The 19,542-nt window shown below is 49.0% G+C and carries 20 protein-coding genes; 12 read left to right on the top strand and 8 right to left on the bottom strand.

Annotated features, from left to right (window positions below):
- Window positions 1–85: 85 nt before the first annotated feature.
- Both JFY74_18940 and JFY74_18935 read right to left on the bottom strand, forming a co-directional pair.
- Window positions 86–1,210 (bottom strand): polysaccharide lyase, encoded by a 1,125-nt coding sequence (locus JFY74_18940; GenBank protein ID QQG28105.1) that lies wholly within the window; start codon window positions 1,208–1,210, stop codon window positions 86–88.
- A 668-nt stretch (window positions 1,211–1,878) separates the two neighbouring features.
- A complete protein-coding gene (locus JFY74_18935) occupies window positions 1,879–3,003 on the bottom strand; it encodes a polysaccharide lyase (protein ID QQG28104.1) in 1,125 nt (374 codons plus the stop codon).
- Window positions 3,004–3,847: 844 nt separating this feature from the next.
- Between JFY74_18935 and JFY74_18930 the strand changes: the two genes are divergently transcribed.
- The 5 genes from JFY74_18930 to JFY74_18910 all read left to right on the top strand — a co-directional run bounded on the left by JFY74_18930 (window position 3,848) and on the right by JFY74_18910 (window position 7,822).
- Window positions 3,848–4,099 (top strand): hypothetical protein, encoded by a 252-nt coding sequence (locus JFY74_18930; protein QQG28103.1) that lies wholly within the window; start codon window positions 3,848–3,850, stop codon window positions 4,097–4,099.
- A gap of 548 nt (window positions 4,100–4,647) precedes the next feature.
- A complete protein-coding gene (locus JFY74_18925; protein ID QQG28102.1) occupies window positions 4,648–4,941 on the top strand; it encodes a 2Fe-2S iron-sulfur cluster binding domain-containing protein in 294 nt (97 codons plus the stop codon).
- A 12-nt stretch (window positions 4,942–4,953) separates the two neighbouring features.
- Window positions 4,954–5,628, top strand: coding sequence for a hypothetical protein (locus JFY74_18920; GenBank protein QQG28101.1), 675 nt, complete (start codon window positions 4,954–4,956; stop codon window positions 5,626–5,628).
- A gap of 272 nt (window positions 5,629–5,900) precedes the next feature.
- Window positions 5,901–6,476: an aminodeoxychorismate synthase component II gene (locus tag JFY74_18915; GenBank protein QQG28100.1), complete on the top strand. Its 576-nt coding sequence runs from the start codon at window positions 5,901–5,903 to the stop codon at window positions 6,474–6,476.
- Between the two features lie 119 nt (window positions 6,477–6,595).
- Window positions 6,596–7,822, top strand: coding sequence for an aspartate aminotransferase family protein (locus JFY74_18910; GenBank protein QQG28099.1), 1,227 nt, complete (start codon window positions 6,596–6,598; stop codon window positions 7,820–7,822).
- Between the two features lie 158 nt (window positions 7,823–7,980).
- Here the strand turns inward: JFY74_18910 and crp are convergent, their stop codons facing one another.
- On the bottom strand, window positions 7,981–8,613 hold the full coding sequence (gene crp, locus JFY74_18905) for a cAMP-activated global transcriptional regulator CRP (GenBank protein QQG28098.1): 633 nt from the start codon (window positions 8,611–8,613) through the stop codon (window positions 7,981–7,983).
- 373 nt (window positions 8,614–8,986) lie between these two features.
- On the opposite strand from crp, the gene JFY74_18900 reads away from it, so the two are divergent.
- Complete coding sequence (locus JFY74_18900) at window positions 8,987–9,394, top strand: OsmC family protein (protein QQG28097.1); 408 nt, start codon at window positions 8,987–8,989, stop codon at window positions 9,392–9,394.
- Between the two features lie 115 nt (window positions 9,395–9,509).
- Here the strand turns inward: JFY74_18900 and JFY74_18895 are convergent, their stop codons facing one another.
- From JFY74_18895 to JFY74_18885, 3 genes are all read right to left on the bottom strand, one after another.
- Window positions 9,510–10,379: a phosphoribulokinase gene (locus tag JFY74_18895; protein QQG28096.1), complete on the bottom strand. Its 870-nt coding sequence runs from the start codon at window positions 10,377–10,379 to the stop codon at window positions 9,510–9,512.
- A 125-nt stretch (window positions 10,380–10,504) separates the two neighbouring features.
- On the bottom strand, window positions 10,505–10,741 hold the full coding sequence (locus JFY74_18890) for a YheU family protein (protein QQG28095.1): 237 nt from the start codon (window positions 10,739–10,741) through the stop codon (window positions 10,505–10,507).
- Window positions 10,738–11,775, bottom strand: a complete 1,038-nt coding sequence (locus JFY74_18885; protein ID QQG28094.1) for a hydrolase — start codon at window positions 11,773–11,775, stop codon at window positions 10,738–10,740. The genes JFY74_18890 and JFY74_18885 overlap by 4 nt, the downstream gene beginning before the upstream one ends.
- A gap of 106 nt (window positions 11,776–11,881) precedes the next feature.
- Here JFY74_18885 and JFY74_18880 point away from each other — a divergent pair, with 106 nt between their 5' ends.
- Window positions 11,882–12,484 (top strand): LysE family translocator, encoded by a 603-nt coding sequence (locus tag JFY74_18880; GenBank protein ID QQG28093.1) that lies wholly within the window; start codon window positions 11,882–11,884, stop codon window positions 12,482–12,484.
- A gap of 61 nt (window positions 12,485–12,545) precedes the next feature.
- On the opposite strand, the gene JFY74_18875 is transcribed toward JFY74_18880, so the two are convergent.
- The gene (locus JFY74_18875; GenBank protein ID QQG28092.1) at window positions 12,546–14,459 is read right to left on the bottom strand and encodes an ABC transporter ATP-binding protein; all 1,914 of its coding nucleotides are present in this window, start codon (window positions 14,457–14,459) and stop codon (window positions 12,546–12,548) included.
- Window positions 14,460–14,584: 125 nt separating this feature from the next.
- Between JFY74_18875 and kefG the strand changes: the two genes are divergently transcribed.
- The 4 genes from kefG to slyD all read left to right on the top strand — a co-directional run bounded on the left by kefG (window position 14,585) and on the right by slyD (window position 18,087).
- Window positions 14,585–15,136, top strand: coding sequence for a glutathione-regulated potassium-efflux system ancillary protein KefG (gene kefG / locus JFY74_18870; GenBank protein ID QQG30584.1), 552 nt, complete (start codon window positions 14,585–14,587; stop codon window positions 15,134–15,136).
- A gap of 1 nt (window position 15,137) precedes the next feature.
- Entirely contained in the window at window positions 15,138–16,949 is a 1,812-nt protein-coding gene (gene kefB / locus JFY74_18865) for a glutathione-regulated potassium-efflux system protein KefB (protein QQG28091.1), read from the top strand.
- Window positions 16,950–17,199: 250 nt separating this feature from the next.
- Window positions 17,200–17,394: a YheV family putative metal-binding protein gene (locus JFY74_18860; protein QQG28090.1), complete on the top strand. Its 195-nt coding sequence runs from the start codon at window positions 17,200–17,202 to the stop codon at window positions 17,392–17,394.
- Between the two features lie 120 nt (window positions 17,395–17,514).
- Complete coding sequence (slyD, locus tag JFY74_18855; protein QQG28089.1) at window positions 17,515–18,087, top strand: peptidylprolyl isomerase; 573 nt, start codon at window positions 17,515–17,517, stop codon at window positions 18,085–18,087.
- A 98-nt stretch (window positions 18,088–18,185) separates the two neighbouring features.
- On the opposite strand, the gene JFY74_18850 is transcribed toward slyD, so the two are convergent.
- Window positions 18,186–18,404 carry a SlyX family protein gene (locus JFY74_18850; GenBank protein QQG28088.1) on the bottom strand — a complete coding sequence of 73 codons (219 nt, stop codon included), beginning with the start codon at window positions 18,402–18,404 and terminating at the stop codon, window positions 18,186–18,188.
- A 282-nt stretch (window positions 18,405–18,686) separates the two neighbouring features.
- Here JFY74_18850 and fkpA point away from each other — a divergent pair, with 282 nt between their 5' ends.
- On the top strand, window positions 18,687–19,505 hold the full coding sequence (gene fkpA / locus JFY74_18845; protein ID QQG28087.1) for an FKBP-type peptidyl-prolyl cis-trans isomerase: 819 nt from the start codon (window positions 18,687–18,689) through the stop codon (window positions 19,503–19,505).
- The last annotated feature ends 37 nt before the right edge of the window (window positions 19,506–19,542 follow it).

The following is a 19,542-nucleotide window of genomic DNA, read 5'->3' as shown; positions in this document are numbered from 1 at the left end:
ATGTCTTAGCGCGAAGAGTCATGGCCGCGAAACATTCAGGCTTATTGCTTCCGGTCTTGATTCGACAGAGAAAGCCTGACCACGTTTATTTGCAGTTAGCCGCTGTCAGTACTGCCAGGTTTTTGCCTACACCAGCATAGTTTGCCAGTTTATCCTTCACGCACTGCGCAGAAACTGGGGTGTACTTATAGGAGATGGAAGGGAACTTACCAGTACTCTTCCAGTCATCTGCATTGATGTGAGGAGAGGAGGGTTTGCCCCAGGTGATTTTGTATTTAGCAAAATCAGATGGGCTGGTAATGTTGTTGTTACGGAGTTCCCAAGTACCGAAGTTGGAACTGTCGTTACGTGCTGTCACTGGGTTGAGCGCATTTTCGAACCAGTTGCTTTCAATCAGCGCGATCCCTTTCTGACGCACGTTAAAGCCTGAACCGGTGATGCCGTCATACAGGTTGTTGTACGCGTGAACCAGACCACCACGCTGCAGCGGCAGACGTGAGTTAACATCGCGATAGATATTGTGATGGTAAGTCAGGTTACGACCCGTATCTGTATTGCTTGCACCGCTCAGGCCAACTTTCTTGATGCCATGAATATAGTTGTAGGATACGGTGACGTTAGTTGACCCTTTCTTGATATCAATCGCTGATTCAAAGGTGGTGTCATTGTCTGGCGTACCTTTACACTCAAAATTCTTGGCAAAGATCTCGTTGTGGTCGATCCAGACGTTCGGTGAGTTATCGATACGAATGGCATCGCCGTCTTGCGCGCCGCCCGGCATATAGCCAAAGCGCATGTTACGTACCACGACGTTAGAAGAATTCACGATCCAAACACCGAAGTTGGCAGATGAGCCATTGGTGCCTTGGATAGTAATGCCTTTGGTGAACTCTTTGATTTGTACGCCGCGTGCGTCCTTACTCCACTGGCCGCAGATATTCTTTTCAGCCGCTTTGATTAATGAATCTTCGTTACCGCTATAGGTGATGATGAGCGGGTAAGCACCGCCTTTGACTTTCTTGCCTTTTGAATCCACTTGCGCGGCTTCAATAATATCCACAATTTCTTTCATAGAACGTGCCGTTTTTTTCACGGCACCGGACACGTCCCCACCATCCGTAGTGGCATAGCCGCCCGTATTGGCGGCCATTGTGGGTTGAGCCGCGAGTAATAGCAATCCGGCGGCTGCCGTAGGCAATAGGTATTTCATTATCACAGTCTCCTTGGAATAGAATTTTCATGGGCATTTATCGATCCCTATGCCCGATGTAACAGATACAAATTTTTCAACAAAAATGAATTTCAATTTTTGTGAAAAACCAAGGGGAGTGTGGTCAAAAAATAAGATCAGTTCAAGGGTGAAATGTTAAATGTATTGCAGTTGAAACATTTTGTAATATTGATGATTGGATAATTATGATTTTATAGGAAACAGTTTTCTTTTAAAATAACCTTAAATCATAAGGTTAGTTTTTTAGCGGATGATAAATGCACTCGGGTTTCTTTATTGGTTGGGTTTTAAATGGTTATTTTCTCTTGTGGCAATCGCTGTTGCTAGGGTAAGGAAGTCATCTTAAGTCAAAATATACTATCACAGGCCTATTCAATATTGTTTACGTGATGAATCAATTTTATAGTGAATTTTAGTTTGTTAAAAAATAATTATTATGAGTCGCTATATGGCGTTTCTTTATGTGATAAGCGGAAAATAGACTTCATCATTCATCGCGGTTTATTGGCTAAATGATCATTAGCATGACGTCTGTTTTCATGAAGGTCACGCTGACAACCTTGCGCTGGTCCCTTAAAAATGAGCGAGGCCGAAGCACTCGCTCAGGAAGCACCCGGCGCAGAATGAATGCGTCGGGCTTAACGCGTTTATTTACAGTTGGCTGCTGTCAGTACTGCCAGGTTTTTACCTACGCCTGCGTAGCTTGCCAGTTTATCCTTCACGCACTGTGCAGAAACTGGAGAGTAGCTATATGGGACGGCTGGGAATTTACCGGTGCTCTTCCAGTCATCCGCATTGATGTGCGGTGTGGATGGTTTACCCCAGGTGATGTTGTATTTAGCAAAATCAGATGGGCTGGTAATGTTGTTGTTACGGAGTTCCCAAGTACCGAAGTTGGAATCGTCATTACGTGCGGTCACTGGGTTGAGCGCATTTTCGAACCAGTTACTTTCGATCAGTGCGATCCCTTTCTGACGGACGTTAAAGCCTGAACTTTTGATGCCGTCATACAGGTTGTTATAAGCATGGACTTGGCCACCACGTTGCAGCGGCAGACGTGAGTTAACATCGCTGTAAATATTGTGATGGTAAGTCAGGTTACGCCCTGTATCCGTGTTGCTTGAACCGCTCAACCCTACCTTTTTCACGCCATGGATATAGTTGTACGACACGGTGACGTTGGTTGAGGCTTTCTTGATATCAACCGCGGATTCAAAAGTGGTGTCGTTGTCTGGCGTCCCAGCACATTCGAAGTTTTTGGCGAAGATCTCGTTGTGATCGATCCAAACGTTCGGTGTGTTATCAATACGGATGGCATCGCCGTCTTTTGCGCCGCCCGGCATATAGCCGAAGCGCATGTTACGTACGATAACGTTGGAAGAGTTAACCATCCAGATACCGAAGTTAGCGGAAGAACCGTTGGTTCCGAGGATAGTGATCCCTTTGGTGAACTCTTTGATTTCCACACCGCGTGGATCTTTGCTCCACTGGCCGCAGATGTTAGCTTCGGCGGCTTTGATTAGCGCATCTTCATTACCGTTATAGGTAATCACGAGTGGGTAGGCCCCACCTTTTACCGCTTTACCGCTTGAGTCCTTTTTCGCAGCCTCAATGATATCGACGATCTCTTGCAGAGAACGCGCAGTTTTTTTCACAGCACCAGAAACGTCGCCGCCGTCAGTGGTGGCATAACCCCCCGTATTTGCCGCCATTGTCGGTTGGGCAGCGAGCAGCAACAGCCCAGCTGCTGCAGAAGGCAGTAGGTATTTCATTATGTACTCTCCTTGACATAGAATTTTTTTGGGTATTTATCACTACACACCCTGTGTAATTTAAAAAGGCCATTTCAACAAAAATGAAATTAAGGTTTGTCTATAAAGCCAAGCTAAGTGTTAACAGAAAAAATAAACAATACAAGATGGGGCGTTAAATATATTAATTAAATAACAGAGGACAGTTGAGAGGATTTGTGTCTATCTATTTTAAATAGAAACCAATTTCTATTTAAATCATTTTAATTCATGGTGTTATGTTTTTTTATCTTTGTTCTTTCAATCTGGATTCTTTATTTTTCATCCATTTGATATGCGTGATTTATTCGCTTATTGAGCAACTGTGATCGCCATCAAAAATATTACTTTAAAGCTAATTTTCTTAGCTTTCCTGCCTTTTTAAAAACTGAGTTAATTCATAGGCGGTTTTTGTTTATTATTTTTTTTGTTAAAAATAATTTCAAAGTAATCGTTTTTTATATTGAATCTAATAAATAATACCTATTAATAAAGGTGGTGGTTGCGGAAATAAATTATTAATTACATATATAATTATTATCTTGCTAATTTTATGTTCTGACATCGCGTAAACACATAGCCCCGATTTTCCTCTGTCTGCAGAGAAGTTGTACCGCTGAATATTGTCGCTCACTGCTGTGAGGCGCTAAGAAAAAACTAAAAAATAGAGAAGCCATCGATGGGCCGCAGACGTTGAACTGCATAAATATTTTTCGCCACATATTTTTTGTTGACAAGGTATGTTTTTCTTGACTGTTAAATGTGTGAGGGGTAGCGTTATTAGAATGCATGAAAGCCATTTTCGACACGCCACTAGGATCGTAAGATGTTCATCTCAGATAAAAATATCGCAGAAAATTTAATTGAAAAATCAATTGTTCTTATCGAGCAAATCAAAGCAGAATTAGTCGTGCTGAAAAGCTCTTTGCCTCAGGATGAATATGAAAAGTGTCGGCATATTGCTGGGCACTTAATTTATACGTTAACGGGTAAGGTTATAAATGATATTTCAATTGATCATCCAGATTTAAAACCAGATGGCTTCACGGTTTATGTGAATAAGGATGTCAATCTGTAGGTTATTTGTAAAATGGTTGATTTTTTTCATAAAAATTATGATTTCCCTAAGTTTTCTTGGCTGTGGAAGTATAAATCCAAGAGTTAAAAATATTAATTAACATACTTTTAAAGGATTGAGTTTTGTTGAACGTATCCCCTCCGATGGCATTAATTTTATTGTTGTTTTCTGGTAACGCAATTAGCTCGGATAGCAAACCACTTCCTATCGATTTTTTAAAAGGAAAGATAAATTTTATAGAAAGAAACAATTCTTGCATTGTTAAAAATAGAAAAGTGAATAAGGTTTTCATTAATGAGAAATATTCGCTATCCGAAGTTGATAGATGTATCGCCGAATGTTCATACCTATTAAATATACCTGGTGATTATGGAAGTACAAATTTTCATAGTTGCGTTGCACAATGTAAAGGACAGATTCCGTCGTGTGACTTCTAATTTTTATATAAATAAGATATAAAATTGGTAATTTAATATTGTTTTTATTTTGTTAATTATTAATTAATGTGGCTAATTTTTATTAATTATTTTAAAAGGATGATATAAGTCATGGCTTCATATAAGATAAAGATTTTGGGGTGCAGTGGTACCCAAGAAATAATGTGTCCAGATGATCAATATATACTTGATGCTGCTGAAGAGGCTGGGGTTGATCTTCCTTATAGTTGCCGGGCTGGGGCGTGCTCATCATGTGCATGTAGGGTGATTTTTGGAAGTTATGATGATAGTGACCAATCTTTCCTCAATGGAACTCAGAAAGGAACGTTTATATTGTCTTGTGTAACATATCCTTTATCAGATATGACAATAATGTCTCACGCTGAGGCTGATTTGGTTGGGTAGGAGGATTGACTAATGATTAGCAGAAGGAATTTTATCTTATCTAGTGTAGCACTTAGTCTGTGCGGTCTGACATATCGTGCCAATAGTGAACCCAATGAAAAATTTATAATAATAAATGCAGCATTAATTAATAACAAGGATGATATTAATGAACGGTTGGATAAATTTATATTTAAAAACGGGCAATGTAATTCTGTTAAATCAATACAACAGAGTGCTGTAAAAGTTATTATTAACGTTATCCGTAAGTCTACGATGGAACCTTTAACCGGAAGCAAAGTGGGTTTATGCCTTTCGGATGCTTTCAAATCCAAAGGAAAGCTTGCTTCTGCGGCTGAGAGCTGCAATGTAACGTGGGCTGAAATTAGAGATGAAGCACCTGTTGAGTTCATTACCTACATTCCTAAATTGTCCTTAAAAGGTAAGAAGGTGATGAATCCTATGGATGTTATCATTAGAGAGGGAAATAAATTTGGCGTCTATCGGTTTAATTTCCCCTTGGATTATTTATCATCGATCGGTGTATTCCAATCGAGTGCGAAAGAAGCGGTAACAACGACTACCCTGACAGATAAAGCAATCGAGCTATATGGGGCAAAGCCAGATACCTCAGTTGCTGAGCTAAGGCCTGAATATGTTGATGGTTTTTATCGGGTACCGATAACCTTTATCCTGGATGACGTTTAACGATCTTGCTTGTCGCTCTAATAAATATCGAATCAAACCAGAGATTCCGCGATGTTTTCAAATTTCCTTCGGAATCTCTGCCTCCTATCATCTGCCCCCTAGATTTAGACAGCATTAATCTCTTGTCATCATGCTAATCACGTATACAGGTACAATAGCCTGTGTTACACCCGCTTATGAAAAACGCATCGACATAATTTTCAGGTATTATTGCGGGTATCAAAAGTAGGATGAATTAAAATAACCAATATCTATCAATATATTAAGTCAATATGCTGCTAATTATCGATAACTACGACTCCTTTACCTACAACCTTTACCAATACTTTTGTGAGCTTGGCGCACAGGTCGTGGTGAAGCGTAATGATGAACTGACGCTGCGCGAGATTGAACGGCTTGCGCCTGAGCGATTGGTCATTTCACCTGGCCCTTGTACGCCGGATGAGGCGGGCATTTCACTGGCTGCTATCCGTCACTTTGCCGATAAACTGCCTATTCTGGGCGTGTGTCTTGGCCATCAGGCGATGGGGCAGGCGTTCGGCGCGCGTGTGGTGCGAGCACGGCAGGTCATGCATGGGAAAACCTCTGCGATTGCGCATAGCGATACGGGGGTTTTCACGGGGCTGGCTCAGCCTTTGACGGTCACCCGTTATCATTCGCTCATTATTGATTCTACCTCGCTACCCGATTGCTTTGAGGTCACGGCCTGGAGCGAACATGAAGGAAAGCGTGATGAGATTATGGGGATCCGCCATCGCACATTGCCGCTGGAAGGGGTGCAGTTTCACCCAGAGAGCATTCTTAGCCAGCAAGGGCATCAGCTTTTGGATAATTTCCTTAAAATTTAGCCATATAAAAAGTTATTCTCCTCAGTAGCCGATTTAATATTGCCTGAAATTGATTTTTTATGCATATTTATTGACTATATTTTCATTCCGATATGATGGACAGCAGAGTGAGGCAGCAAATGGCAGCAGAGCAGAAAGCAGTGACACGGGATACTCACGATAAAGTGATTTTGCCGGTTTATGCACCCGCGAAGTTTGTACCTGTGAAAGGTAAAGGGAGCCGCGTCTGGGATCAGGAAGGCCGCGAGTATATCGATTTCTCCGGCGGTATTGCGGTCACGGCGCTGGGCCACTGCCATCCTGCATTGGTGAACGCGTTGCAGCAGCAGGGTGAAAAGCTGTGGCACACCAGCAATATTTTCACTAATGAGCCTGCGCTACGCCTCGCCAGCAAATTGATTGATGCCACTTTTGCCGATCGCGTGTTCTTTGTTAACTCCGGTGCTGAGGCTAACGAAGCCGCCTTTAAGCTGGCGCGTCACTATGCGGTTAAACGCCATAGTCCGTATAAAACCAAGATCATCGCCTTCTACAATGCGTTCCATGGCCGGACGCTGTTTACCGTCTCGGTTGGCGGACAGCCTAAATATGCTGATGGTTTCGGGCCTAAGCCTGCGGATATTGTGCATGTTCCTTTCAACGATCTGGCTGCGGTAAAAGCGGTGATGGACGATCACACCTGTGCGGTCGTGCTGGAGCCGATTCAAGGCGAGGGCGGGATTACGCCTGCGACGCCTGAGTTTTTACAAGGCGTGCGCGATCTGTGCGATCAACACAAAGCACTGCTGGTATTTGATGAAGTGCAGAGCGGGATGGGGCGTACCGGTAAATTATTCAGCTACATGCACTACGGTATTACGCCGGATATTCTCACAACGGCTAAAGCATTGGGCGGCGGGTTCCCGATTAGCGCGATGCTGACGACGGAAGAGATCGCATCAGCCATGACGGTTGGGGTACACGGCACGACCTATGGCGGCAACCCGTTGGCCTGTGCGGTGGCGGAAGCCGCGCTGGATATAATTAACACGCCGGACGTGTTGTCGGGCGTGGCGGATCGTCACGATCGCTTTGTCAGTGAGCTTGAGAAAATCAATCAGCAGTACGGCGTATTCGAACAGGTTCGCGGTATGGGGCTGCTGCTGGGTGCAGAACTGAAACCGCAATGGCACGGTCGCGCGGGCGAGTTCCTGGCTGCCGCAACGGCTCAGGGGCTTATGGTGCTGATGGCTGGGCCTAACGTTATCCGCTTTGTACCGTCTTTGATCATTGATGAAGACGATATTGCGCAGGGGATGGCGAAGTTCGCCAAAGCTGTCGCGCAGGTCGTTAACGCAGCAAACTGATTATGCTCTCAAAAGATCAGCCATAAAAAAACGTAGGGAACGTTTTTCAACGTTGCGTCAGCAACGGCCCCAAGGGTGGCGAGCAGGAAGCTCGCCATAAAAAAAGCGTGAGGCCGAGGCTTCACGCTTTTTTATTGGTAGGGTACAGCGACAGGGGTTTAGCGAGTGCCGTAAACGACAATCGTTTTACCGTGTGCAGAGATCAGGTTCTGGTCTTCTAACATTTTCAGAATGCGGCCCACGGTTTCACGCGAGCAGCCAACGATTTGCCCAATTTCCTGACGGGTAATTTTAATTTGCATGCCATCTGGATGCGTCATGGCATCAGGTTGTTTGGCCAGGTTTAGTAGGGTTTGGGCAATACGGCCGGTCACATCAAGGAAGGCGAGGTTGCCGACTTTCTCAGAGGTAACCTGAAGTCTGCTTGCCATTTGCGCAGACAGACGCATGAGAATATCCGGGTTAACCTGGATGAGCTGGCGGAATTTTTTATAGGAAATTTCAGCCACTTCACAGGCGGTTTTGGCCCGTACCCAAGCGCTGCGTTCCTGACCTTCTTCAAACAAGCCGAGCTCGCCGATAAAATCGCCCTGATTGAGGTAGGAGAGAATCATTTCCTTACCTTCTTCATCTTTGATTAGCACTGCGACAGAGCCTTTCACGATGTAGTAAAGCGTTTCTGCTTTTTCACCTTGGTGAATCAGCGTGCTCTTCGATGGATATTTGTGAATATGACAATGGGAAAGGAACCATTCGAGAGTTGGGTCTGTTTGCGGTTTGCCGAGAACCATTCGCTATCATCCTCTGTTGTAATTCACTGCGCAAATTACAGGGGTCAGAGTTCCCTGTACGGCGTGTTTAACTGCTAAAAAATAAAATTCAGTCTAGGCAGAATGACGTCAGGGAATATACTGGAACCACTGTACCCTTGATTTTCCGGTTGCTGCCTTGCCGCATCGTAAACGTGGCTGGGTATGTCTGGTCACGTAATCATCTTCTTCGTTTCTGGGTTTGTCCAGAAAAGGTCTATTCTATTTTTGTTTTAACACAGCTTTAAGGATGTGTCTTGTGTTGTCTCGCTTCAGCATGACAAAGCGCTGATTAACGCTGGTTTTTGTACAGTAACGATATAAATTTTCAAAAAATTTTTAGTGGAGAGGCATCATGCAGGCTCGGGTAAAATGGGTTGAAGGCTTAACGTTTTTGGGCGAATCCGCATCAGGGCATCAGATATTGATGGACGGCAATTCTGGCGATAAAGCGCCCAGTCCGATGGAAATGGTATTGATGTCTGTAGGAGGATGCAGCGCGATTGACGTGGTGTCGATTCTGCAAAAAGGTCGCAACGATGTGGCTGATTGTGAGGTGAAATTAACGTCAGAGCGTCGGTCTGACGCGCCGCGTTTATTTACCCACATCAATCTGCATTTTATCGTGACGGGAAAAGGACTGACTGACAAAGTTGTTGAGCGAGCTGTCGCCCTGTCGGCGGAAAAGTACTGTTCTGTGGCATTGATGCTGGGCAAAGCCGTTGAGGTGACGCACAGCCACGAAGTTAGGGTGCTGGCTTAATCTCTCTTTCACTGGGTACTAATTCTGGTCACTTAAGCCCGTTATTAGGGGAAACACAGGGGGAGGTTCCCGTAGGGAGGCCTCACCCCTGTGGTCGCCCCGTGTATCTCGATGCTTATTCGATCGTTTTCCCTTCGATTAACCGCTGCACCAGCGGGGCCATGATTAATTCCATCGCCAACCCCATCTTCCCGCCGGGAACGACCAGCGTGTTGATATGGGAGATAAATGAACCCTGCAACATGGCGAGCAGATAGGGATAATCAATATTATCCAATCCCTGAAAGTGAATCACGACGAAGCTTTCGTCCAGTGAGGGAATCGACTTGGCGGCGAACGGGTTGGAGGTGTCCACGGTAGGCACGCGCTGGAAGTTGATGTGTGTGCGAGAGAACTGTGGCGTGATGTAGGTGATGTAGTCTTCCATAGAGCGGACGACGGAATCCATCACCGCTTCACGCGAGTGGCCGCGCTCATTGACGTCACGAATCAGCTTTTGGATCCATTCCAGGTTGACGATTGGCACCACGCCGACGAGCAAATCGACATGCTGCGCTACGTCGTTTTGCTCGGTGACCACGCCGCCGTGCAGCCCTTCATAGAACAGAATGTCGGTGGGTTCCGGCATCGGTTCCCACGGTGTGAACGTCCCAGGAACCTGATTATAGGGAATCGCTTCATCGTAGGTATGCAGATATTTGCGCGTCTGGCCGCGCCCGTGCAGGCCATATTCGATAAACGACTGTTCCAGCAGGCTGAAATCATTCGCTTCTGGGCCGAAATAGCTGATGTGGCGTCCTGAATCACGCGCTTTACGAATCGCCATATCCATTTCCGGGCGGGTATAGCGGTGAAAGCTATCGCCTTCCAACTGGGCTGCACGCAGATCAAACTGCTGGAAAATCTTACGGAAGGCCAGACTGGTTGTTGTGGTTCCTGCTCCGCTGGAGCCGGTAACCGCAATAATCGGATGCTGATGTGACATAAGGCGCGTGACTCCGTGATCGCGAGGTTAGCATAGACCGAAGGCCTGCGCGTATCCTCAAAAAAGACGTAATTAGTTATCATTGTTAGCATGTTTGGAGCGTTCTTTCACGACTTTCGCCATGCTCAATAAGGGGCATGTCCTCCGGCATTGAGCTGGTTGCGGGGCATGATATTGAGGGTTTCATGTAACTCAGACCACACCAACACCACCTCGCCAGATTGGAGCTGGCTGCGGATATCTTCCACTTTCTGCGCCAGCGATCGTTCCTGTTCGCCGTAATCGGTGCCTTCCCGCAGGACGAAAGATTCAATGATGTTATCCAACGTTTCTGGATCGAGCTGTTGCCAGGGAATAATCACGCTATTCCTCCTGAATGAAAAGTTCCTGAATAAGAGGTTCCTGAAGAAAAAGAATCGGTGGCATGGTCCAAAAATGGGCTAAGCCAATTGGGAATGCGCTGTTCCAGCCACATTTCCGGTTTCAGCAACGTTCCACCGACGAAGCCGACATGACCACCATGTTCCGTCAGCTGATACTCAATATTAGACGGTAACTGCGACAGATCGGGAATCACCTCAGGCGTCATGAAGGGATCGTCCTTCGCATGGATGATGAGCAGCGGTTTGCGTATCTGAGGTAACAGCGGCAGGGCGCTACAGCGTCGATAATAGTCGGCCGCATCGCGGAAGCCGTGGATACGTGAAGTAATGACGTCATCAAACTCTCGCAGTTGGCGGATTTGCTTCAACTGTGGCAACTGAATCGGCAGCGTGTCTGGATAAGCTGCTAGCTTGCGCCCGGCGTTTTGTTTCAACAGTCGCAGCAGGTAGTGCTGATAGACGCGGGAGAAGCCTTGCTCCATTCGACGGCTACAGGGTTCGAGCATCAAAGGGGCGGAAACGATAACGGCGGCAGATAGGGTACAGGCTGCGCCCTGCTGAGCGAGCAGGTAGGCCAGCATGTTACCGCCGAGAGAAATGCCAATAGCGGCGGTAGGCGCATTGCCCAGTGTCTCCTGCATCCAGTGCAGAAAATAGCTCGCATCACCGGTTTCGCCGGAATGATAGATACGCTTCATCCGATTGGGCTTACCGCTGCATCCGCGGAAATGCATGATGACGGCCAGCCAGCCGCGCTGTTTACAGGCGTGCAGCAGGCCGTGAGCGTAAGGGCTGTGAAAGCTGCCTTCCAGCCCGTGAAACAGTACCACTCGCGGTTTGTGCCGCGCCTGTTCAGGCGCTTCGCTCCACGCCAGATCGACGAAATCGCCGTCGGGTAATTCGAGCGCTTGCCAGATTGGCAAGAACTTCGCGTGACGGCGAATCAGGCGCGGCAATAGCGTTTGCAGATGTGGGTTACGAGCGCCGCTTAGCGGACGGAAATGGTCATGCATAAAGGATATGAAAATCTTGTTGTCGGCTCTTGTACGATCAATATCACACTGTTAGCTTCAATGCTGCCAGTTGGTACGACATTTGGGTCAGGAGCGCCCACAAATCATGGAACTGAGTTTATTTCTTTCGATGTTGGGGTTTTTGTGGGTAGCGGCCATCACGCCGGGGCCAAATAATATGCTGTTGACCACCTCGGGCGCGAATTTTGGCTTTATGCGTTCGCTGTGGCTGATGGTCGGCATCATGCTGGGCATGCAGAGCATTTTGCTGCTGGTGGCATTCGGTGTCGGTGGGTTGATTCTGATTTATCCTTCGCTGCACTTTATCCTGAAAGTCCTCGGTAGCGCTTATCTGTTCTGGCTGGCGTGGAAAATCGCCACGGCGGCTTATGAACGGCTGGAAACATCCGCTGCGCCGCCGCAGCCGATCCGGTTTTATCAAGGGTGGTTGCTGCAATTCCTGAACCCAAAAGCGTGGCTCATGGCGCTTGGCGCGGTTGCCAGCTTTAGTCTGGCGGGGGAAGGCTATAACCAGTCCGTGATCGCGATAAGCATCGGGATTGTGCTGGTCAATCTGGTGTCCGGCGTCATCTGGCTCGGGTTTGGCACGATGATTGGGCGACTGCTGCGTAGTAAGAAAGCGTGGATTATCTTTAATGTATCAATGGGACTGCTGACCGCCGCCTGCGTGCTGTTGATTTGGCATTAATGCTTCGTTCACGAGTATAGCGAGCGGTTTTCCGCTCGCTATGCCTTTCAGGACACAAATCTTAAAGCGAGTCGCTCTGCATCATCTGCTCTAGCTGTTCCTGCGCGTCCAGCCAGGACATTTCCGTTTCTTCCAGCTCGATTTTGACTTTGGTTTGTTGTTGCAGGCAGTCGGTGAGCTCGGCTTTGCGGCTGATGTCATAGATGGCGCTGTCCGCCAGTCGGGTTTCCAGCGCCGCCAGCGTTTCCCCCAACTTTTCCATCTGCTGCTCAAGCTTGGTTATCTGTTTGCGCAGCGGCTGCGTTTGCGTTCTCAACTCGGCTTCGCGGCGTTTCTGATCTTTTCTGCCCTGCGCACTGTTGGCGGTATTCTCTTTTGGCGTTTCATCGGCCATATTTTCCTGACGTTGCAGGCCGACCAGCCACTGCTGGTAGTCTTCCAAATCGCCGTCAAATGGTTCCACTTTCTGGTCGTGTACCAGATAGAGATCGTCCGTAGTAGAACGGATCAGGTGTCGATCGTGCGAGACGACAACCAGCGCGCCTTCAAAATCGATTAACGCTTCGGTCAGTGCCTGACGCATATCCAGATCGAGGTGGTTGGTGGGTTCGTCGAGCAGCAGGAGATTCGGACGCTGCCAGACGATCAGTGCCAGCACCAGACGGGCTTTTTCGCCGCCGGAGAAGCGCTCGGTGATCTCCGTGACTTTGTCGCCTTGAAAACCGAAGCCGCCAAGGTAGTCGCGCAGTTGCTGTTCCGTTTCCCGCTCTGCCAGACGTACCAGATGCTGCAAGGGCGATTCGTCCGCACGCAGAAACTCTAACTGATGCTGAGCGAAATAACCGAGCTTCACGCCTTTCGCCAGCCCAATTTCCCCTTTCAGTGGGGCAAGTGTGCCAGCAAGCAGCTTGATCAGCGTGGACTTACCCGCGCCGTTATGGCCGAGGAGCCCAATGCGGGAACCCGGCACTAAATTAAGTTTGATCGATTCCAGAATCAGCTTGTCGTTATAGCCTGCGCTGACCTTTTCCATCTTCATAAGTGGATTGGGCAACGATTCTGGGGCGCGAAAACTGAAGCGGAAAGGGTTATCAACATGTGCTGGCGCAATCATCTCCATGCGTTCCAGCATTTTTATTCGGCTTTGCGCCTGCTTGGCTTTGGTCGCCTGCGCGCGGAAGCGGTCAATGTAGTGTTGCAGGTGCGCGACACGCTCCTGCTGGTGCTCATAGAGCGATTGCTGCTGTGCGAGGCGAGTAGCGCGCTGGCGTTCAAACGAAGAATAGTTACCGGTGTACTCGTTGAGCGACTGCTGTTCGATGTGCAGAATCTTGGTCACGACCGGATCGAGGAAATCGCGGTCGTGCGAGATCAGTACCAGCGTACCGGCGTAGTTTTTCAGCCACTTTTCCAGCCAGATAACCGCATCCAGATCGAGGTGGTTGGTCGGTTCATCCAGCAACAGCAGATCTGAACGACAGATCAGCGCCTGTGCCAGATTCAAACGCATCCGCCAGCCGCCGGAAAAGGCGCTGACGGGCTGTTGTAACTGTGACTGAGAAAATCCTAGCCCATTGAGCAGGCTTGATGCTCTGGCCTGAATCGTCCAGGCTTGGATGGCATCCAGCTTGCCGTGCAGCGTGGCAATTGCGTTACCATCGTTCTCTTCGTTGGCGGTCTGCAACGCGGCTTCCAGTTGGCGAAACTCGCGGTCGCCGTCAATCACGTAGTCCAGCGCGGGTTTATCCAACGCGGGGGTTTCCTGATTAACCCACGCCAGTGACCAGTTTTGCGGGAATGTTGCGCTGCCACCGTCGGCGCTGATTTCACCTTTCAGTAATGACAGCAGCGTAGATTTACCACAGCCGTTCTTGCCAACCAGGCCGACTTTCTGGCCGGGATTAACTGTTGCTGTCGCGTTGTCGATCAGAACGCGTACACCACGTCGAATTTGCAGCGAAGAGAAAACAATCATAAAGCGCCGTATGTTCAGAGTATGTTAAATTGTGGACATCTCAGGACACGCGGTGTCCTGTTTTTAGTCGTTGCGCTGCATGGTAACGGAAAACGATTATCATGACGACGCTTTGGAGGGGAATGATGTCGCAGCCACCGAAGATTTTGCTGCTGTATGCCCATCCGGAACCACAGGACTCGGTAGCAAACCGGGTCTTATTGCAACCGGCTCAGCAGTTGGCGAATGTAACCGTGCACGATCTTTACGCACACTATCCTGATTTTTTTATCGATATTCATCACGAACAACAGCTGCTGCGTGAGCATCAGGTCATTGTTTTCCAACATCCGTTTTATACCTACAGCTGTCCGGCTTTGTTGAAAGAGTGGCTCGACAGGGTGTTATCCCGCGGTTTTGCCAATGGGATCGGCGGTAATGCGCTGGCGGGGAAATACTGGCGTTCGGTGATTACGACCGGTGAGCCGGAAGATGCTTACCATCCCAACGGGAACAATCGCTACCCGATGGAAGATTTGCTACGCCCGTTTGAGCTAACGGCAGCAATGTGCCGTATGCATTGGATGCACCCCATGATTGTTTACTGGGCGCGTCGTTTACAGCCCGATGTGTTGTCGAGTCAAGCCAGAGCTTACGGTGAATGGCTATCCTCCCCTTTACCTGAAGAGGAACGCTAGTATGGAGAGTTCTGCGCTACTGACCGCCAGCGTCTTATTTTTGTTTGTGGCGGTAGTAGCCGTACCGATCGCTGCCCGATTAGGGATTGGTGCCGTATTGGGCTATTTGATCGCTGGGATTGCCATTGGCCCCTGGGGGCTCGGCTTTATTCGCGATGTGGAAGCCATCCTGCATTTCTCGGAGCTGGGCGTCGTTTTCCTGATGTTCATCATCGGGCTGGAGTTGAATCCCTCCAAGCTCTGGACGCTGCGCCGCTCGATCTTTGGTGTGGGGGCCGCTCAGGTTGGCCTGAGTGCGCTGATTTTAGGCGGAGCCTTGTATCTGACGGACTTCTCGTGGCAGTCCGCGCTGATCGGCGGCGTGGGGCTGGCGATGTCGTCAACGGCCATGGCGCTGCAGCTGATGCGCGAGAAGGGCATGAACCGCAATGAATCGGGGCAATTAGGTTTCTCCGTTCTGCTGTTTCAGGATTTGGCGGTTATCCCTGCGTTAGCGCTGATTCCGATTTTGGCTGGTGTGCAGGGTGATTTCGGCGATTGGGAACGGATTGGTCTTAAGGTCGCTGCGTTTCTCGGCATGTTAATCGGCGGCCGCTATCTGGTGCGCCCGCTGTTCCGTTTTATTGCGGCATCCGGCGTGCGTGAGGTGTTCACCGCCGCCGCGCTGTTGCTGGTGCTCGGCTCTGCGCTGTTTATGGAAGCATTAGGGCTTTCCATGGCGTTAGGCACCTTTATCGCTGGTATTCTGCTGGCGGAAAGTGAGTATCGGCATGAACTGGAAATCGCTATTGAGCCGTTCAAAGGTTTGCTGCTTGGCCTGTTCTTTATCTCTGTCGGCATGGCGCTGAATCTCGGGATTCTCTACACCCACATCGTGAAGATTATGGTTGCGGTATTGGTGCTGGTGGCGGTGAAAGCGGCTGTTTTATACTTTCTGGCGCGGATTAACCGAATGCGCCGCTCCGAGCGCTTGCAGTTTGCCGGGGTGCTGAGTCAGGGCGGCGAGTTCGCTTTCGTCCTGTTTTCCGCTGCGGCTTCATTCAACGTATTGAAAGGTGAGCAATTGCCGCTGTTGTTGGTGACGGTGACGCTATCAATGATGACGACGCCGCTGCTGATGCAGTTAATCGACCGCATTCTGGTGCGTCGTTATAACGTGCAGGATGTACCGGATGAGAAGCCCTATGTCGAGGATGACGAACCGCAGGTGATCGTGGTGGGCTTCGGGCGTTTCGGGCAGGTGATTGGCCGCTTATTAATGGCGAACAAAATGCGGATTACCGTTCTGGAGCGTGATATCAGCGCCGTGAGCTTGATGCGCAGCTATGGTTATAAGGTTTATTATGGAGATGCCACGGAGCTGGAACTGCTGCGTTCGGCGGGGGCGGATAAAGCGCGTTCCATTGTGATCACCTGTAATGCGCCGGAAGATACGATGGAGATTGTGCATCTCTGTCAGCAACACTTTCCAAATCTGGAGATTCTGGCGCGGGCTCGCGGACGTGTTGAAGCTCATGAGCTGTTACAGACAGGCGTAAAACATTTCTCGCGCGAAACCTTTTCCAGCGCGCTGGAGCTAGGGCGGAAAACGCTGGTGACGGTGGGCATGCACCCACATCAGGCGATGCGTGCACAACAGCATTTCCGCCGTCTGGATATGCGCATGCTGCGTGAGCTGATGCCGCAATTGACGGGGGATGTCGCGCAAATCTCCCGTGTCAAAGAGGCACGCCGTGAGCTGGAGGATATTTTTCAGCGGGAAATGCTGCGCGAGCGCCGTCGGCCGAGTGTATGGGATGAGGACGACGAGTAAGAACCTATTCTCTAGGCTATTTTACTTGCCATTTTGAACCTGGGCAGTGCTCGCACAAACGCAATTGCGTTTGAACGCCTCTTGGGGCGGCCCGTAGGGTGAGCGAAGCGAATAAATCCTCACGTACTACGTGTACGCTCCGGTTTCTGCGCGCTGTCCGAGTCCAAACTGTCTGCGCCAATAACGCCTAGTAGAATAGGTTCTAGATTCCAGGTTCTAGGTTTTAGAACGGCGATAAATTGGAGTTATCATGCGTAAACGCTTTATTGCAGGGGCCGTGTGCCCGACGTGTCAGGCTCAGGATACGCTGGCGGTTGGACGAGAGGATGATGTCGAGGTTGTGGTGTGTGTGAAGTGCGGATATCGCCAGAGCCAGGCAGATGAGCCCACGACGGCACTCGCCCCACAGGCTAACGAGATTATCGGGATTTTCCGGCCAGAATGAGGGATGAGTCTCATGGTGGCATTGTCGCCAACCGTTGACGTTTTTTGATTCCAGACGGTACATAGGGATATTTTTCAGCTACAATTTGCGCCAGTTTGATTTCCAACGGTAGGAGATATCATGAAAGTAGCAAAAGATCTGGTGGTCAGCCTGGCCTACCAGGTACGTACAGAAGACGGTGTGTTGGTTGATGAGTCTCCGGTGAGCGCGCCGTTGGACTATCTGCATGGTCACGGTTCCCTGATTTCTGGTCTGGAAACTGCGTTGGAAGGCCGTGAAGCGGGCGCGAAGTTTGATGTGAACATTGGTTCCAGCGACGCTTACGGCAACTACGATGAAAATCTGGTTCAGCGCGTACCGAAAGATGTCTTTATGGGTGTTGACGAGTTGCAGGTTGGCATGCGTTTCCTGGCTGAAACCGATCAGGGTCCAGTACCCGTTGAAATCACCGAAGTTGAAGACGACCACGTTGTTGTCGACGGCAACCACATGCTGGCAGGTCAAAACCTGAGCTTCAACGTTGAAGTTGTGGCTATCCGCGAAGCGACGGAAGAAGAGCTGGCGCACGGTCACGTTCACGGTGAACACGATCATGAACACGGCGACGGCTGCTGTGGCGGTCACGGCCATGATCACGGTCACCAACATGGTAAAGGCGGCTGCGGCGGCAAGGGTGGATGCGGTTGCCACTAATGAGTCGTAGCGCATAAAAAAAACCTCAGGTTGATGAACATCGCCTGAGGTTTTTTTATATTTGGCTTACGTTGATTTTCAGTGTAACGACGCGCCTCTCAGTAATGCGGTGGTGGCGTTTCTTCCGACTGGGGGGCAACGAGCGAGGTTTGCTGGCTTCGCAGCCGGTCGGTGAGTAGACGGACATGCTCACGCAGGCGGCTAATTTCCCGCTCGTGTTGAATAACCGTTTGGTTAAGCTCTTCTATGGTTAATTCCTGAAAGGCCTGTCGGCTTTCCAACTGTTCAAGTCGTTCTTCAAGTGCTGATGGTGACATCGGTGTTCCCCTTACTTCTTGTTACCCGCGAGTTTGTCAGAAAGCGGAAACTTCTGGTAGTAAAAACGGTCGCAGTAGGGCGCAATGCACTATCCGGATTGGGGCATATTGTTGCCAGAAGGCCTTAGGACGACACAAATGATGTCGGAAAAGCTTCCTGACGTTTTTTATCAAAGGATTGTCGCGTGCGTCGTTGTGTTGTCTTCGTCCGCACAGTTATAGTAGGCGCGAATTTATTTTAATGATGGCTGGAGCGCGTCGCTCCAGATGCTGGAGAAATGGATGAAATCACTGTTTAAAGTAACGCTGTTAGCAACAACGATGGCTCTGGCTCTGAACGCAGGCCAGGCTCTGGCGGCAGACAAGGCGCAGGCATCTGATACCACTGCGGCAGCCAAATTCAAGAACGATGAGCAGGCAGCGGCTTATGCGTTAGGTGCATCTTTAGGGCGTTACATGGATAACTCTCTGAAAGAGCAAGAAAAATTAGGTATCAAACTGGATAAGGATCAGCTGATTGCAGGCGTTCAGGATGCCTTTGCTGATAAGAGCAAGCTGACTGACGAAGAAATCGAAAAAACGTTGCAAGGCTTTGAAGGTAAAGTGAAAGCTGCGGCTGAAGCCAAGATGAAGCAAGATGCGAAAGATAACGCGGATAAAGGCACTAAGTATCTTGAGTCCTTCGCCAAAGAAAAAGGCGTGAAGAAAACTGAATCTGGCCTTCTGTATCAGGTTGAGAAAGAAGGTAGCGGCAACGCGCCGAAAGACAGCGATACTGTAGTCGTTAACTACAAAGGTACGCTGGTTGACGGTAGCGAGTTCGACAACTCCTACAAACGTGGTGAGCCACTTTCTTTCCGTCTGGACGGCGTGATCCCAGGTTGGACTGAAGGTCTGAAGCACGTTAAGAAAGGCGGCAAAATCAAGCTGGCTATCCCACCGGCACTGGCCTATGGCGAAAATGGTGTGCCTGGCATTCCAGCTAACTCCACGCTGGTGTTTGACGTTGAACTGCTGGACATTAAATCTGAAGCTGACCTGAAAGCAGCGGATGATGCGAAAGCTGAAAAACCAGCAGCCGAAGAGAAAGCCGCTAAGTAAGCATCTCGATAGTCGCAATATGACCGCAGGCACTGGC

This window comes from Pectobacterium carotovorum, from assembly GCA_016415585.1.
Lineage (GTDB): Bacteria > Pseudomonadota > Gammaproteobacteria > Enterobacterales > Enterobacteriaceae > Pectobacterium > Pectobacterium carotovorum_K.
This window is presented reverse-complemented; position numbering and strand designations above follow the sequence as displayed.